Raw genomic sequence first — 15,269 nt, 5'->3', positions numbered from 1 at the left:
ATCGGATCAATATGGAAACCCGACACCTGCGCTATTTTCTGGCGGTGGTGGACCATGGCAGCGTCAGCCGCGCGTCGGAATGGCTGGGCATCGCGCAGCCGGCGCTGAGCCAGGCGCTTGGCCGCATGGAAAAAGACCTGGGCGTGCGCCTTTTCGACCGCTCGCGCCAGGGCGCCGCGCCCACGCCCGCCGCGCTGGCCATCCTGGAGGACGTGCGTATCAGCGTGGCCCGCATCGACGCAGCGGCGCATCGCGCGCGCGAGATCGGGCGCGGCAGCGCGGGGCAGTTGACGGTGGGGCTGGTGTCCTCCGCGCTGTTCGACACCCTGCCGCGCGCGCTACGCGAAATGCGTCGGCAGGCGCCCGGCGTGCGGGTGATCCTGCGCGAGATGAGCAACGCCGAACAGGCCGATGCGCTACAAACCGGCGAAATCGATATCGGCCTGATGCACACGCCGGTCGCAGTGGGCGGGCGCATGCGTGAACGCCAGCTGTTGCGCGACCGGCTGGTGGCGGCGGTGCCAGACGAGTTCGACGTGGCGGACGATGGCACGGTGACGATGGCGCAAATTGCACAAGCCGGTCTGGTGATGTATCCGCAAGCGCAATTGCCGGCGTTCTATGCCGGCATCATGGACGCGATGCGCAAGGGCGGGCATGCGGTGCAGGTCGCGCAAGAGGCCAACCGCACGCTGACCGTGTTGTCGTGCGTGGCGGGCGGCTGCGGGGTGGCGCTCTTGCCCAGCTGGATTCGCACCATGAACTTCGGCGGCGTCCGCTTTTGCGAAGTGCGCGACGGACAGGCGCTGCCCAGCTTCGACCTGAGCGCCATCTGGCCCGCCCGATCCGTGCCCACGCTGGCCGACGTCTTCGCCAATCTGGACCTGGGCAGAGGTTGATTTGCGCCAATCTTTCAACCCGCCTTCAATTGCCTGGCCAGAACGCTTAAGCGACGCTTAAAGCGGCAGTTTTCGCGGAACCCGGCGCATGCGTCCCGTCTAACCAGAAACGGTTTCGAATGGGGTGCGCCAATGAATTTGAACTGGCAGCAGCAGTTGATGGAAAGCGCCATCTGGCTGGCGCAAGCGTTTGGCATCACGGCCGTCGTGCTGGTGGCCGTGTCCGTCGTGCTGGCACGCACAACGGATTGGGGGCGCAAGTTCTGGCGCCTGGCATGGCCGTATCTGACCCCTCGACGCAGTTGGCGGCCGCTGCTGATGCTGGCGTTGTTGTTGCTGCTGGCGATGGCTGCCGTGCGCATGACGGTGCTGTTTTCGTTTTGGTACAACGGCTTCTACAGCGCGTTGCAAGCGCTGGACCAAAGCGCCTTCTGGCGCTTCCTGGGCATCTTTTCGGTATTGGCCTGTGTGCACGTGGTGCGCTCGCTGGCGGACAGCTACGCCGGCCAGGCCTTCGACATTCATTGGCGCGTCTGGCTGAACGACCGCCTGACGCGCGACTGGCTGGGCGCGGGCGCGTACTACCGAGGCCACTTTGTTGAAGAGCCGGTCGACAACCCCGACCAGCGCATCGAGCAAGACATCGCCATGTTCGTGACGGGCTCGCGCACGCTGGCCATCGGCGCGTTAAGCGCGATGGTGTCGCTGGTGGCGTTCACGGGAATTTTGTGGGGCCTGTCCGGGCCGCTGACGGTGGCGGGCGTGGAGATTCCGCGCGCGATGGTCTTCGTCGTGTTCCTGTACGTAATTGTCGCAACCTGGTTTGCCTTCAAGATCGGCCGACCGCTGATCCGCCTGAATTTTCTGTCTGAAAGATTGACGGCCAATTTCCGCTATGCGCTGGTGCGGCTGCGCGAAAACGCCGAGAACGTCGCGTTCTATCAAGGCGAAGCCGTAGAAAGCAGGAACCTGTTGCAGCGGTTTTCCGCCTACATCGTCAACCTGTGGGCACGCGTGTACCGAGGCTTGAAGTTCGACGGGTTCAACTTGTCGGTCAGCCAGGTGGCCGTGGTGTTTCCGTTTATCTTGCAGGCGCCACGTTTCTTCAGCGGCGCCATCAAGCTGGGTGATGTGATTCAAACGTCGCAGGCCTTTGGGCAGGTGCAGGACGCGCTGTCGTTCTTTCGCACGTCGTACGACACCTTTGCGCAGTACCGCGCCACGCTGGACCGGCTGAACGGCTTCCTGGATGCCAACGAAGCGGCGCGCGCGCTGCCGACGGTGCGTACCGAACCCTTGCCCAACGGCCTGGACATTGATGGCGTCACGGTCAGGCGGCCTGACGGCAGCACCTTGCTGCGCGAGCTGACCTTGCGCCTGCGGCCGGGCCAGACCCTGCTGATCAAGGGGCCGTCGGGCAGCGGCAAGACGACATTGCTGCGCGCGCTGGCGGGCTTGTGGCCGTATGCACAGGGCCAGGTGCGGCGGCCGGAAGGCGCGTCGGCGTTGTTCCTGTCGCAGCGGCCGTATCTGCCGCTGGGCGATCTGCGTAGCGCCGTGGCGTATCCCGGACACGCGCAGCCGCAAGACGATGCGCGCCTGGCCCAGGCGCTGCATCAGGTCAACCTGGGCCACTTGAGCCAACGGCTGGACGAGGTTGCGGATTGGTCACGCATCTTGTCGATTGGCGAGCAGCAGCGCGTGGCCTTTGCCCGCGTGCTGTTCAATCGACCGGCCATCGTGTTCCTGGACGAAGCCACATCGGCGACCGACGAAGGCCTGGAACATTCGCTATACAGCCTGCTGCGCAGCGCCTTGCCCGATTGCATGCTGGTCAGCGTGGGCCATCGCAGCACGCTGGACCCGTTCCACACGCACCGGCTGCAACTGGACGGCGCGGGCGGCTGGACGATGGGACCGATCGGGCCGATGGACCCGTATGGCCCGCCGCAGGGCGCGCCGCTGCGCGAGGCGGCGTGACGCTTACGTGCCCACGCGCAAAGGCCCCGTCAGCTTGCGCAACGCGGCAACGACGCTTTGCGCGGTGATGCGGCCGGTCTTGGGATTGGCGGAAGGAATGTTCTGGATTTCCATCGAAAAATTTGCCGAGTCGGACACGACTTCCACGCGATGCACGTTGCGTTCCAGCGACGGGTCGGCCCAGATTTCCAGCGTGGTGCGGTCCGGCCCGATGCCGGCCAGCGACACGCTGACCGCCACATTCAGGTTGGCCGGAAAGCCCGTGGCGGCATCGCGCGGCGAGCCGCGGAAGATCAAGCGCGGTTCGGTGACGTCGTCCAGGCTGATGTTGTTGTCGGTAAGGTAAGGCGCGCCCAGCAGGCCGCGCGGCGGCTTGCGGGTGATCATCGTGACGGAATGGATAACGCCTTCGGCGGCTGCCGTAATGGCGTCCAGCCCCAGGATGGCGCCGGACGGCACCAGGATCTGCCCGTGATGCTGGCGCGCCACGTCGATCAGGTCTTGGTTGGCCAGCAGCGCGCCGGAACTGAGCACCACCAGCTTCTTGCCGGCACGCAGCACGGGTTCGGCAATGCTGCGAAACACGGCGGCCGGCGCACATTCAACGACCACGTCGCAATGCTCGTGCAGGGCGTCCAGGGTGGTGAACCTGGGGGCGGCCTGGGTCCAGGCGAAGTCGGGCGCGGCCTTGGGGTCGCGCACCGCGACGGCGGACAGGGTCAGGCCGGGCAGCCCGGCATCCAGGGATTGCGCCACGGCCTGGCCGATGGCGCCGAAGCCGGCGATGCCGACGCGGTAGCTGTTCATGGTGAATCCGGAAGGTAGGGCTGCGGCGCACCGCAAGCCGGGCCAAGAAAAAAGAACGCCATCGATGCCGATGGCGCAAGGTTGCCAGCCACTTTATCCAGCGCCCGGGCGGGCGTCAATGCGTAGCGACCGCAGGCTACCGGCTCAGCTGCCGGATTGTTGTTGCGCGCGCGCCATGTAATCCACCGTCAGGTTCGACAACGCGCGCACCCCGTTGATCAGGCCGGATTCATCCACGTAAAAGCGCGGCGAATGGTTGGGCGCGGCCTTGTCCACGTCGGTGCCCTTGGGCGTGACCCCCAGGTAGAAGAACATGCCCGGCACCTTCTCTTGATAGAACGAAAAGTCCTCGGACGCGGTGGACTTGGGCTGCAAGCCATAGTTGCCTTCGCCTGCCACGCGCCGCAAGGTCGGGCCCATCTTCTCGGTCAACGCCGGGTTGTTGACGGTGGCGTTGTAGAGTTCCACCACGCGCACATCGGCCTTGGCGCCCGCGCTTTGCGCAATCATGTCGGCGGTACGCGCGATGCGTTGGTGGATGTCCTTCTTCATGCCCTCGTCGTAGGTGCGGATGGTGCCCGTCATGGCCACGCTGTCCGGCACGATGTTCATGCGATTGCCGCCATGGATGGCGCCCACCGTGATGACGGCCGGCTCCAGCATGCTGTTGATCTGGCGGCTGGGAATGGTCTGCAAACCCAGAATGATCTGCGAGCTGACGACGATGGGGTCGATGCCCGACCACGGGCGCGCGCCATGCGTCTGCTTGCCGGTGACGTCGATCCAGAACTGGTCGGCGGCGGCCATGGCCGGGCCGCTGCGCCACGACAACCAGCCGGCCGGATACGCGCTGGACACGTGCAGGCCGAAGATGGCGTCCACCTTGGGATTTTCCAGCACGCCTTCCTGCACCATCATCTTGGCGCCCCAGATCTTCTTGCCGTCCGGTTCGAAGTCGGCCGGGCTTTCCTCGGCGGGCTGGAAGATGAATTTCACGCTGCCGGGCAGCTGGTCTTTCATGCCGGCCAGCACTTCGGCCGTGGCCATCAGGATGGCCGTGTGGGTGTCGTGCCCGCAGGCGTGCATCACGTCCACTTCCTTGCCCAGGTACGTGCCCTTGGCTTTCGACGCAAAGGGTACGTCGACTTGTTCCTTGACGGGCAACGCGTCCATGTCGGCGCGCAACGCCACCACGGGGCCGGGCTTGCCCCCCTTGAGCACGGCGACAACGCCCGTGCCCGCCACGCCGGTCTTCACATCCATGCCCAGCGCGCGCAGGTGGTCCGCCACCAGCTTGGACGTGCGCGTTTCCTGGTTGCCGAGTTCGGGGTGCTGATGAATGTCGCGGCGCCACGCGATGAGCTTGTCTTCGATGGCGCGGGCGCGGGTGTCGATCTGTTCGGACAGCGCGGCGTTGGGGGCGGGGGCCAGCGGGCCTTGCGTGCCGGGGGCGCTTTGCGCGGCTGCCGGGCCGCTCATCAGCAGATGGGCGGCCAGGGCCAGCGGCGCCAACCGGAATCGCATGTTGCGAGACTGCATGGGTGTTCTCCTCGTGGTTGTTAACCTGTTATTGGACAAGGATCTTACCCAAGCGCCACACGGCCGGCGTGTTTGTTACGGATGCTTAAATTCCGACCGTTTTGATTCCGAAAGGTGGAATTTCCGGCGGTGAAAGGTTGGACAAGCCAAATTTCGACCGCCGCATTTTCTATTGCAGCTTGATGCCCAGCTCCTTGATCAGCGGCTCCATGTCGGCTCGGTCCGCTTTGATCGTGGCCGCCAGTTCTTCCGGCGTGCTGCCGATTGGAATCATGCCCAACGTTTCCATCTGCGCGCGCATCGCCGGTTCTTTCAGAATGTCCACCACCGATTTCTGAATCAGCGCCACGCGGTCTTGCGGCACGCCGGCGGGGGCCATCAAGCCGATCCAGGGTTGCGGGGCGTAATCCTTCAAGCCAGACTCCTTTAACGTGGGCGTGTCCGGCAGGCCCCCAAAGCGTTCCGGACTGGTGATTGCCAACGCGCGCAAACGGCCGCTGTCGATCAAGCCCTTGGAACTTGATGGCGCGTCCAGGCCCACGTCCAATTGACCGCCTATCAGATCGTTCTGTGTTTTGCCCGACGAGGACGACGGCACGTACAACGCGCGGATGCCGGCGCGCCGCGCGGTTTGTTCCCAGACCAGATGAAACGCGGTGCCGATGGAAAACGAGCCCACGCTCAGGCTGCGCGTCTTGCTTTCGCGCACGAAGTCGTCCCAGGTCTTAAGCGGGCTGTCCTTGGGCACGATGAAGATGAATGGCGTGCGCGCCACCAGCGAAATCGGCTGCAAGTCTTTTTGCGTATCAAAAGGCAGGCTGTCGACAGCGAAGGGCACGATGGTCACGGACGAGGCCACCACCATGCCCAGCGTATAGCCGTCGGGCGCGGACTTCACCAGCGCGCCGGTGCTGATGATGCCGGACGCGCCAGGGCGGTTCTCGACGACGACGGGCTGGTTCCACGCCGCGCCCAGCTTGCTGGCCAGCACGCGCAGCATCACGTCCACCGGGCCGCCGGGCGGATTGGACACGATGATCTTGACCGGCTTGTCGGGATAGGCGGCCTGCGCGGCCAGCGGCGTCAGCATCGCGAGCATTAGCATCAGTGCCAACGTGCGCATCGGCGCAATGTGCTTAATCATGGAATTCCCCTTGTGTTGTAGGTGTGTACAGAAAGTTCGGCGTCAAAGGTCAGGCATGTGGCGTCTGGCATGTGACATCCGGCAGTGACATCTGGCACGTGACGTCTGGCATGTGACATCCGGCGTGTGGCATTTGGCATGTGCCATCCGGCAGTGACATCTGGCATGTGACATCCGGCGTGTGGCATTTGGCATGTGTCATCCGGCAGTGACATCTGGCATGTGACATCCGGCGTGTGGCATTTGGCATGTGCCATCCGGCAATGACATCTGGCACGTGACGTCTGGCATGTCACATCCGCCATGTGACATCCGGCGCCCGACATCAGCCTTCAGGCAAAGACGTGCAGGTGCGGCGCCATTGGCCAATCGGGTGCGTCGCCGCGTATGAACGCGAGCCATGCCTGCTGCGTCTGCGCCGTCAGGCGCTGCGCGTGGTCCGCGTCCAATCCGGCCAGCATCGGCGCGTCGCCGAACGCGGATACCGTGTCGAACACGAAGGGCAGTTCAATGCAGTGGCACGCCTTGAAGCGCGCGGTCGGAGCAACGTCGAAGCGCGCCAGCCAGGCTTGACGGCCCTGCGTGACCGCCGCCCGCGCCCACGCGCGTGACGGTGCGCCGAACACTTGATCACCGATGGGGTCGTCAAGGGCGGGGCCGACCTGGTCAACGTGGCCCGGCTTGACGTGGTCGACCTGGCTGGGGTCGACGTGGCAGGGGCTGACATTGCCGACGGGGCTGGGGTCGACGTGTGCGCGGGCGTGGTTATCCGTCGTTGCCAGCCCTTCGGCCCTTGTTGCATTCGCCACGTACCCGGGAAAGGCCGCCATTTCATTGCGCGTGTACGCCACCAGCACGTCGGCGCGGGACGCGGCCCGCTGTAGCGCGGGCGCGATGTCCTCGGGCAGCACGTGCCCGTCCAACACCGGGCAGAACTGGCTGCGGCTGCTTCCTTCGGCCCGCAACACCTCCGCGACCGCGGGCGATTGCTGCGCGGCCAGCAAAGCGGAAACGGGAAGCGCGCGCGCGGCGTCCAGCGACGCGACGCCGGCCGCCTCTAGAAAGGCCTGGCCCAACGCCTGCGCCTGTGCCGCCGACCGAAACCCCCGGCCCAGCGCGGCGCTTTGCAAGATAGCGCGCGAGAAGCGCGGCTTGCGCGCCAGCATTGCGCAGATCGACGACGCGCCGGCCGACTGTCCCATCACCGTGACGCGTTCGGGGTCGCCGCCCAGGCCCGTGATGTTGTCAAACACCCAATCGATGGCGGCCTCTTGGTCCAACAGCCCCACGTTCGCGGTCTGACCCGGCACGTACAGCCAGCCCAGCGCGGCCAGCCGGTAGTTGACCGCCACCACCACCACGTCGCCACGAGCGGCCAGGGCGGACCCGTCATACCAGTCCAGCGCGCCGCCGCCGCTTTGCCAGGCGCCGCCATGCAGCCACACCACGACCGGCCGACGCGCGCTATCCGCGGCCGGCGTCCATACCGTCAGATGCAGACAGTCTTCGGATTGCGGCGCGTTGAAGTCACCCATGGCATCGCGCAGGCGCGACGGCAGTTGCGGCGCCACGGGGCCGGGCTGCGTGGCATCCAGATCCCCTTGCCAGGTCGCGGCTTCAGGGGGCGCAAAACGCAGCTTGCCCACCGGCGGCCGCGCATAGGGAATGGCGCTGAAGCGGCACACGCCGCCGCGTTCCTGCACACCGGTCAGCGTGCCTGCCGGCAGCGTCGCGTGGACGGTTTGATTCATCGTTGCCCCTGTCTTTTCGTGGTTGCTGTTCATATGGCGCCAGGCTGCCGGCGTCGGGATAGCAGGCCTATGGTAGGGACGAAAGCGGCGCGGCGGACATGCCGGTTTTGATCGAGGTCATGCGAAACCCGCATGGCTGGCCGGGAGGCAAGGGGCGTAAAAGGGCGGCGTAAATGGGCGCGTAAATGGGCTGCGTAAAAAGGGCGGCGTAAAAGGGCGGCGTAAAAGGGCATGCCGGACCAAGGCCGCCCACCGTCGCGCGGGCCAGAATTGACCCGATCGGGCCAATTCTGGCCCAGTGAACCTCCTTAGGAATCAGGCACTTGCAAAACTTCGGGCCAGATCTGGCCTGATTTATTGCAGAACAAGCCGGTTTTAGCGAGGAAAACCTGTGTTTTCACGGCTTTCGGCGCGTTTGGCGATAACCAGGTCCATTTCTTCGCCGTTCGCACTGCGCCCGAAATCCTAAGTCGCTGAAAGCATTGGGTTTAACCGGACGCCGTGAAAGTTGGCATGGATGTTGCATAGCTGTCGGGACTTATTCCAGGATCCCCATGGCCCACTCATCCGACCTGCGTTTTACCTTCGTGCCCGCCGCCCGTGGCGTGGCGTTCGACGTTATTGAATTCACGCTGGACGAGGCGCTGTCCGAGACCTATCGGTTAGAGCTTGAGCTATCCAGCTTCGACCCCGCCATCGACTTTGGCGCGCTGCTGGATCAAACAGCGTTGTTCACGCTATGGCGGGGCGATGCGCCCGTGCGCCACGTGCACGGCATCGTCACGGCCTTCGAGCAAGGCGACACCGGCTTTCGGCGCACGCGTTACCGCGCCGTGGTCGAACCGTCGCTGGCGCGCGCGGCGCTGTGTTCGGATTGGCGCATCTACCAGCAACTGTCTGTGCCGGACATCCTGGCCGATGTCTTCAAGCGCCACGGCATTACCGACTACGAACAGGTCACCACCCACCACCACCTGGTGCGTGAATACTGCGTGCAGGCCGGCGAAACCGATCTGGATTTCGTGGCGCGCCTGGCCGCCGAAGAGGGCTACTTCCACCGCTACGCCCATACCGAAAATTCCCACCGCCTGATCCACGGCGACCGCATCTACATCCATGGCGAGATCGCCGGCGGGCCGGTCCTCTACAACCCGACGCCGGGCGGCGATCAACGCGAACCTGCATTGCATCGCTTCATCTACACCGAACAACTACGCACCGCCCGCCAGACGCAACGCGACTACACCTACACGCACCCGCAGTACGACCAGGAGCACACGCACCTCGCCACCGACCTGCAACACCAAGACGGCCGCTACGAGCGCTACGACTACCCTGGCCGCTACAAGCGCGACGAGGCCGGCAAACCCTTCACGCAAAGCCGCCTGCTGGGCTTGCGCCGCGATGCGCGCATGGCCCAGGTGCACGGCGACGACGCACGGCTAATTCCCGGCGTGGCGTTCGACCTGACCGGCCACCCGCGTGATGACTGGAACCACGGCTGGCGCCCGGTGCGCATGCGCCACCACGGCATCCAGCACAGCAGCCAGGAAGAAGACGGCGCGGGCGCTGAACAAGGCACGCGCTACGGCTACACCGCCGACATCGTGCCGGACAAGGTCGACTGGAAACCCGCGCCCAGCCGCAAGCCGCGCGTGGACGGCCCGCAGATCGCCAGCGTGGTCGGCCCGCCCAATGAAGAAATCTACTGCGACGAATTCGGCCGCATCAAGGTGCAGTTTCCGTGGGACCGGGTGGGGCAGAACAACGAGCACAGCTCGTGCTGGATCCGCGTGTCGCAAAACTGGGCGGGTGCGGGCTGGGGCCACATGGCCATCCCGCGCATCGGCCAGGAAGTCATCGTCAGCTTTCTGGATGGCGATAGCTCGCAGCCGATCGTCACGGGCAGAACGCACCGGTCGATCAACCCGCCGCCCTACGAGCTGCCGCGCCACAAAACGCGCATGACGATCAAAAGCCAGACCCACAAGGGCGAGGGCTATAACGAGCTGCGCTTTGAAGACGAACGGGATCAGGAAGAGGTCTACGTTCACGCGCAAAAAGACCAGAACCTCCACGTCAATCACAACGAGACCACCTTCGTCGGCAACGACCGCAGCGAACAGGTCGAGCATGACGAAACCATCACCATCGGCCACGACCGCAGCGAATCGGTGGGCAGCGATGAACAGGTCCACATCGGCCAGGACCGCCGCCACACCATCGGCCAGGACGACTTCCTGACCATCGACCGCAACCACACCATCGCCACCGGCCGGGACCGCACGGAAGACGTAGGCAACAACCGGCGCGACAAGACTGTGGCCAATCACTGGATTGAAACGGGCGGGCATGTGGAACATAAGGTCCAGGGGCATTTTCAGGTACATGCGGGCGAGCGGATCGAGGGCAAGACGGTGACACTGGAATTGCAGGCCGCGCAAAGCGTGGTCATCAAGGGGCCGGGCGGCACCATCACGATCAATGGTTCCGGCATCACATTGGAAGCACTTGCCATCAACCTAAAAGGCCCGGTGGCGCAGGCGGGCGGCGGCGGCAATTCGCTGTCGATGGCGGGCGATGTCGTCGAAGGCTTGCTGGACGATTGCATGGAACGCGCGCGATGACGGGGCGCACGGTGACGTTGGGCAATATGACGGCGTCTACGAAGGGGGCGGTCCGGCCCGCGGCACGCATGATGCCGACAGACACCACGACGCCAGGCACGATGGCCGCCCTGGTCGCAGCGCGCCGCGCAGCGGATGACAGCGTCTACCTGTTGTTGAATCCCCTGGCGGACTGCGCGCCGGAGCATGGGCTGAGTCTTGCGTCGTTGACCAAGGTGTTGGGCGCCGATGCGCTAACGACCGTCGCGCGCCCCGACCTGGCCCACTCGCCAAAGGCATGCCCAGTGCTGGTCCGGTTGGCGGGATGTGGGGATGTGCCCGCGCCCGAACTCATGGGGCTGGCCCAACGCCTTGCGCAGGCGGACGCCGCCCGCCGCCGTCGCTATGTGTGCGGCTGCCTGCTCAGTCCCCTGGACGGGCAGACGTTGGCGGATCACGTGGCCGCGCGCTGCATGGACTTTTCGGCCGATTCCCCGCGCGGAATGTCGCCATGGTTTGAACCGTTGCGCCTGGAACTGCTGGCCGCGTCCATCCACGCTGAAACGCTGGGGCCGCTGATGTGGCCCATACGCACGTGGTTGTTGCCTAGCAGTTGGGGATCGCTTGCGATGGTGAATGGTTTCCAGCGCAGTGCGGGGATTGATGTCGGGATTGGCGTCGGGCGCATTGGCGCCGAGCTCCCCGCGCTTGCCCGACAGACTCAACGTGACGCGCCGCTAATTGCGCAACTGCTGTCGGCCTGGCGCCGATCGCTGCAATTGCCATTGTCGTACGCACCGGGTCGCTGGCAAGGTCCCTCGCTATTGCCTCCGCAGGCCGCCGCACAAGCCTTTCGCTGGATACGCCAAGCCCGGGAAGCGGGGCTGTCAGATACCCGGGACATCATCGTGCTGGCGCTGCATCAAGCCGCAATACACCCGCGCTTACTCGATTACGAACCGCTGCGACTCGCACTTGCCAGTGCAGCGCCCGGCGGTGCGTCCACCGTGCTGGCTGCGTATGGCGACCATGCCTGGCACCGCATTGCCACCCATCTTGACCAAGTAGGTTCCCCGCCATGACCACCAGCAGCCAATTGGCTATTGCCGCCCAAGAGACGTCGCCCCTGCCATTGGGCAGCTGCCCCGCCTGCCGGCGCACCGGCATCCCGATCCTGCTGCTGCGCCCGGCCGTCATTCCCAAGGCAGCGTCGTTGCACAGGCGCGGCGCAACGACGCACCCCGACTTGCAACAGTCGCTGCGCATTCTACGTAGTGGTTACGTCTACGTGCTGTTGGACCATGAGGTCTGGCAGGCGTACGAAGTCACTGACGCCGGTCACCTGCGTCAATTCGACCCTTACGAGATGGCCAAGGGCCCACCCGCGCTCTTGTCCGAACGCTGCGTCCAAAGCGCGCACGATCTGCCGGCATCTTTTATCGGTATCGACGTCGATATGTACACGACAGCCTGGGTCGCGTACGCGCAAGACCCGTGGCCCGTGGCTGTGCTGGACGCGTACAAGACCGGCGCGGGTGCCGCGAAGGCGGCGGGGGCCTCACAGCCGGCAGCGGGCGCCTCACACGGGACGGCACGCGCGGCACATGCAGTCGCTGGTGTCCAACAGGCGACAGCCAACTCGGACCACGCACTGCGCTTTGTCATCCTGGACCTATCCAAGCTGCGCAAAGAGCCCACGGCGGGAGGCGCGGCGCTGGCGCTGGAACACGCCCACCGCATCGATCGACACATAGCAGAGTACAGCCACGCCGTCCGTGATTTTGGCAGCGTTCATGGCTGGCATTCGCGGGTATTGCAGGCTACGGGCATGCGCAACTATCTGAGGCTGATGGAGCTTCAGCACGATCTGGCCAAGGGCGTGCCCGGGCTGATCCTGCCCGACCCGGTGGGCCTGGCGCAGGAATTGAACAACTTCCGTTTGGCCGCCTACACGCAAAAGCGCATGTGGGCGGAAGAGCCGCAGCGGCGCTATGCGTATCTGACCTCGCAATGTTTGCTGGGCATTGAACAGCTTTACGCCGCACAGGCCGATGCCGAGATACCGGACAGCCCCACCTACATGCTGGACACGATGCCCAGCGAATCCGGCATGGCGCCGATCTTCCGGGATCCGGCCTTGGAGCGCCGCGAACGCATCGCCTACAAGACCGAGCAGCGGATGGATCGGCTGAAGGAACGCTATTGGGAATCTGACCCGCCCTCCGAGCTAGGCCGCAAGGGCCGCGCCAGTTTTCAAGCGAGCTATGACAAGGAGTCCAAACGGCTGGAGGCAATCATCGATGCCTATGGCGAAGACTGGGCACAGGTTGTGCGCGGCGCAGCCTGGAAGCGGGTGGTAGACCTGGATTACAGCGACACCGATGAACGCTCGCGCCGCCTGCGCCTGCTGATGGTCAGCGCGTGCCTGGACGGCGGCATTACCGATGCGGTGTCTGTGCCGCTTGCCGTTGCGGGTAGCGGCGTTTCCTCGGCCGCGGCCAGTTCGGCTGCGACGGCGAATCCGCCGACTGCCGGACATACGGGTGGTGCTGCCGATCCCGCCCGCACCGACAATCCAGGTCCCACATCGCAGGCTTGGAAGCAGCTATTGTCCGACCCCCACAGCGCCGTCTATCTGGCGTTGAACGGCCAACGCAGCGATCTGCAATCCAGCTTTCTGCCCCTGTTCAGTGCAGGGGCTGGGGGCGGGGCCAACGACGCCGCGAAGAAATACTTCGACGCCGTCAAAAACCTGGTCAGCAGCAAAGAGATCGGCGCCTGGCGCGAAGGCTTGGCGGCGGACGCCGCGGACCAGCTGCTGGCCGCCGTGCACGGCGCCAGCAGCCGCCTTCACGCCCAGTTAAACGACGCCACCCGCGCGGCCGTCAACGCCGTGCACGTCGGCGGCGCCTGGCTGTACCGTGGTGCGCAAATGACGCAGGTCGTGATCCAACTGACGGTCAGCGAACTCCTCGCCATTTACGCCGACGAACTGCAACGCGTCGGCGAATCCCTGAACCAAAACACCGGCCGCCGAGTACGCGCTTTCATCTTCGCCGGCCTGATCAGCGTCCCAGACCCTGCGTTGCACAAGCTGCTGGTCGACGTGACGATCTGGATGGAAGGCAGCGCGGAGGATATTGCCCAGAGAATAAAAACAATGAGGACCGGCGCGGCGGACGTGTCCGACGCAGCGCGAGACGCCGCGCACAGCATGCAAGCGGCCATTGATGACGTCACGCACAGTACGCGCGCCATGGCGGGCGGCCTGATGCGAAGACTGTCGATTGGCGTCCATCACCTGGAAGCCCCCGTGGCCGACCTGCTGATCGGTCTGGAACTGACCGCCGAACAAGCCCGAGAATTCGCCAAGAACGGCTTCGTCAGCTTGAAGCGTCTGTCGGTAGGCTCGGGCTACGGCGCGCTATCGCTCGTCAGCCTCTACTTTCTGCATGACAGCGTGCAAGCCAGCCTGGAATCCGCTCGAAACGCGGTGGGCGCGGAGCATGCAGAGGCGATGGCTGCGTTGTACGGAGCGGGCATCGGCATGCTAGGCGCGGGTGTCGAGGCGGGCGGGTTGGCGGTCAGTGTGGCAGGCGAGGCGGTCCAGCCGTTTATGCGGAGGATTGCGAATGCGGAGCTGGGCGTGATCGCGAAGGCGATTGGGTTGGGGAAGGGGTTGGTGAAAGCGGGTGGGGCGATAGCGGCGTTGGGGGGAGTGGCGGATGGGGTGGGGGGGATCGCAGCGGCTATGCGTGCCGCCCGCCAAGGCGACACTTCGGCAAAATGGTTGCACGCATCCGCCGCGATTCTTTCGGTCATAGGTGTTGGATTCAGCGGTGCCGGAGCCTTAGTCGGCGGCGCACTGCTTGGGCCATTAGGAGTTGGCATTGTCTTTGGCCTCGCTGCATTCGCTGCGAGTGTTAAAGCGAAGAGACTGGAATCCGATGCTTTGGAACGGTGGGCGCGGCAGTCGTACTTCGGAAACGCGGAGCGCAGCCAGCGATGGGAGATGGCAGACCAGCTGGATTCAGCGGTGGCCGCATTAAACGCTGCACTGTCGGGATTGTCGGTGTCTTTGGGATTTCACTCATCCAAGCGCTTCGCCGATGCGGCCGAGCTTGCGGCAATGGACGTTTTGCTGATCAAGGAGACGGGCGGCGTTCAAACGGGCACGGAATTGGCTTACTTGATTCTGTTGCCTGGTTTTGATCCCTTGCGCTCGCGTTACGAGTTCACGCTAACCGTTCATAAATTTGGGGTGGCGAAAAATGGGAAACGTATGCCGTTGATAACGTCGTCAGTGCTTGCAACTGCCTATCACAATAGTCGGGCCCATGCGCCCATGCTAGACACCGAGCCAGATCTCGTGCCAGCGGTCAGTGAGTTGCCGACCAGAGACGATCCCGCGCTAAGCGGCAGATACTGGTTGGGCGGCATGCATGCAGTTAAGGCAGCCGTCGTCGAAATTGCATATTGGCCAGACAAGGACGATCTCAGCGGATACGCAAAGTTGATCTCTGCGGAGGAAGCGTGATGGTAA

General features: G+C 64.6%; 9 protein-coding genes. 5 read left to right on the top strand and 4 right to left on the bottom strand.

What is annotated here, in order from left to right; genetic code table 11:
- Window positions 1-11 precede the first annotated feature (11 nt).
- Together AC0Z35_RS25410 and AC0Z35_RS25405 are read left to right on the top strand one after the other, a co-directional pair.
- Complete coding sequence (locus AC0Z35_RS25410; protein ID WP_046805359.1) at window positions 12-899, top strand: LysR family transcriptional regulator; 888 nt, start codon at window positions 12-14, stop codon at window positions 897-899.
- A gap of 132 nt (window positions 900-1,031) precedes the next feature.
- Window positions 1,032-2,879, top strand: a complete 1,848-nt coding sequence (locus AC0Z35_RS25405; RefSeq protein ID WP_485133253.1) for an ABC transporter ATP-binding protein/permease — start codon at window positions 1,032-1,034, stop codon at window positions 2,877-2,879.
- Between the two features lie 3 nt (window positions 2,880-2,882).
- Here AC0Z35_RS25405 and AC0Z35_RS25400 read toward each other — a convergent pair whose 3' ends face one another.
- From AC0Z35_RS25400 to AC0Z35_RS25385, 4 genes are all read right to left on the bottom strand, one after another.
- Window positions 2,883-3,686, bottom strand: a complete 804-nt coding sequence (locus AC0Z35_RS25400; protein ID WP_485133254.1) for an aspartate dehydrogenase — start codon at window positions 3,684-3,686, stop codon at window positions 2,883-2,885.
- Window positions 3,687-3,830: 144 nt separating this feature from the next.
- Window positions 3,831-5,225, bottom strand: coding sequence for an amidohydrolase (locus AC0Z35_RS25395; protein ID WP_485133255.1), 1,395 nt, complete (start codon window positions 5,223-5,225; stop codon window positions 3,831-3,833).
- 169 nt (window positions 5,226-5,394) lie between these two features.
- Window positions 5,395-6,369, bottom strand: coding sequence for a Bug family tripartite tricarboxylate transporter substrate binding protein (locus AC0Z35_RS25390; protein ID WP_485133256.1), 975 nt, complete (start codon window positions 6,367-6,369; stop codon window positions 5,395-5,397).
- 332 nt (window positions 6,370-6,701) lie between these two features.
- Entirely contained in the window at window positions 6,702-8,120 is a 1,419-nt protein-coding gene (locus AC0Z35_RS25385; RefSeq protein ID WP_485133257.1) for a carboxylesterase family protein, read from the bottom strand.
- A gap of 554 nt (window positions 8,121-8,674) precedes the next feature.
- Between AC0Z35_RS25385 and AC0Z35_RS25380 the strand changes: the two genes are divergently transcribed.
- The 3 genes from AC0Z35_RS25380 to AC0Z35_RS25370 all read left to right on the top strand — a co-directional run bounded on the left by AC0Z35_RS25380 (window position 8,675) and on the right by AC0Z35_RS25370 (window position 15,263).
- Window positions 8,675-10,747 carry a type VI secretion system Vgr family protein gene (locus tag AC0Z35_RS25380; protein WP_485133258.1) on the top strand — a complete coding sequence of 691 codons (2,073 nt, stop codon included), beginning with the start codon at window positions 8,675-8,677 and terminating at the stop codon, window positions 10,745-10,747.
- Between the two features lie 68 nt (window positions 10,748-10,815).
- Complete coding sequence (locus AC0Z35_RS25375) at window positions 10,816-11,808, top strand: hypothetical protein (RefSeq protein WP_485133259.1); 993 nt, start codon at window positions 10,816-10,818, stop codon at window positions 11,806-11,808.
- Entirely contained in the window at window positions 11,805-15,263 is a 3,459-nt protein-coding gene (locus AC0Z35_RS25370) for a T6SS effector BTH_I2691 family protein (protein WP_485133260.1), read from the top strand. The genes AC0Z35_RS25375 and AC0Z35_RS25370 overlap by 4 nt, the downstream gene beginning before the upstream one ends.
- The last annotated feature ends 6 nt before the right edge of the window (window positions 15,264-15,269 follow it).

It is taken from the genome of Achromobacter sp. 1L-A-4-B-C2 (assembly GCF_057291955.1).
This window is presented reverse-complemented; position numbering and strand designations above follow the sequence as displayed.

Coding starts and splice junctions, on each gene's coding strand:
- AC0Z35_RS25410 (WP_046805359.1), top strand. CDS start 12: ATGGAAACCCGACACCTGCGCTATTTTCTGGCGGTGGTGGACCATGGC.
- AC0Z35_RS25405 (WP_485133253.1), top strand. CDS start 1,032: ATGAATTTGAACTGGCAGCAGCAGTTGATGGAAAGCGCCATCTGGCTG.
- AC0Z35_RS25400 (WP_485133254.1), bottom strand. CDS start 3,686: ATGAACAGCTACCGCGTCGGCATCGCCGGCTTCGGCGCCATCGGCCAG.
- AC0Z35_RS25395 (WP_485133255.1), bottom strand. CDS start 5,225: ATGCAGTCTCGCAACATGCGATTCCGGTTGGCGCCGCTGGCCCTGGCC.
- AC0Z35_RS25390 (WP_485133256.1), bottom strand. CDS start 6,369: ATGATTAAGCACATTGCGCCGATGCGCACGTTGGCACTGATGCTAATG.
- AC0Z35_RS25385 (WP_485133257.1), bottom strand. CDS start 8,120: ATGAATCAAACCGTCCACGCGACGCTGCCGGCAGGCACGCTGACCGGT.
- AC0Z35_RS25380 (WP_485133258.1), top strand. CDS start 8,675: ATGGCCCACTCATCCGACCTGCGTTTTACCTTCGTGCCCGCCGCCCGT.
- AC0Z35_RS25375 (WP_485133259.1), top strand. CDS start 10,816: ATGATGCCGACAGACACCACGACGCCAGGCACGATGGCCGCCCTGGTC.
- AC0Z35_RS25370 (WP_485133260.1), top strand. CDS start 11,805: ATGACCACCAGCAGCCAATTGGCTATTGCCGCCCAAGAGACGTCGCCC.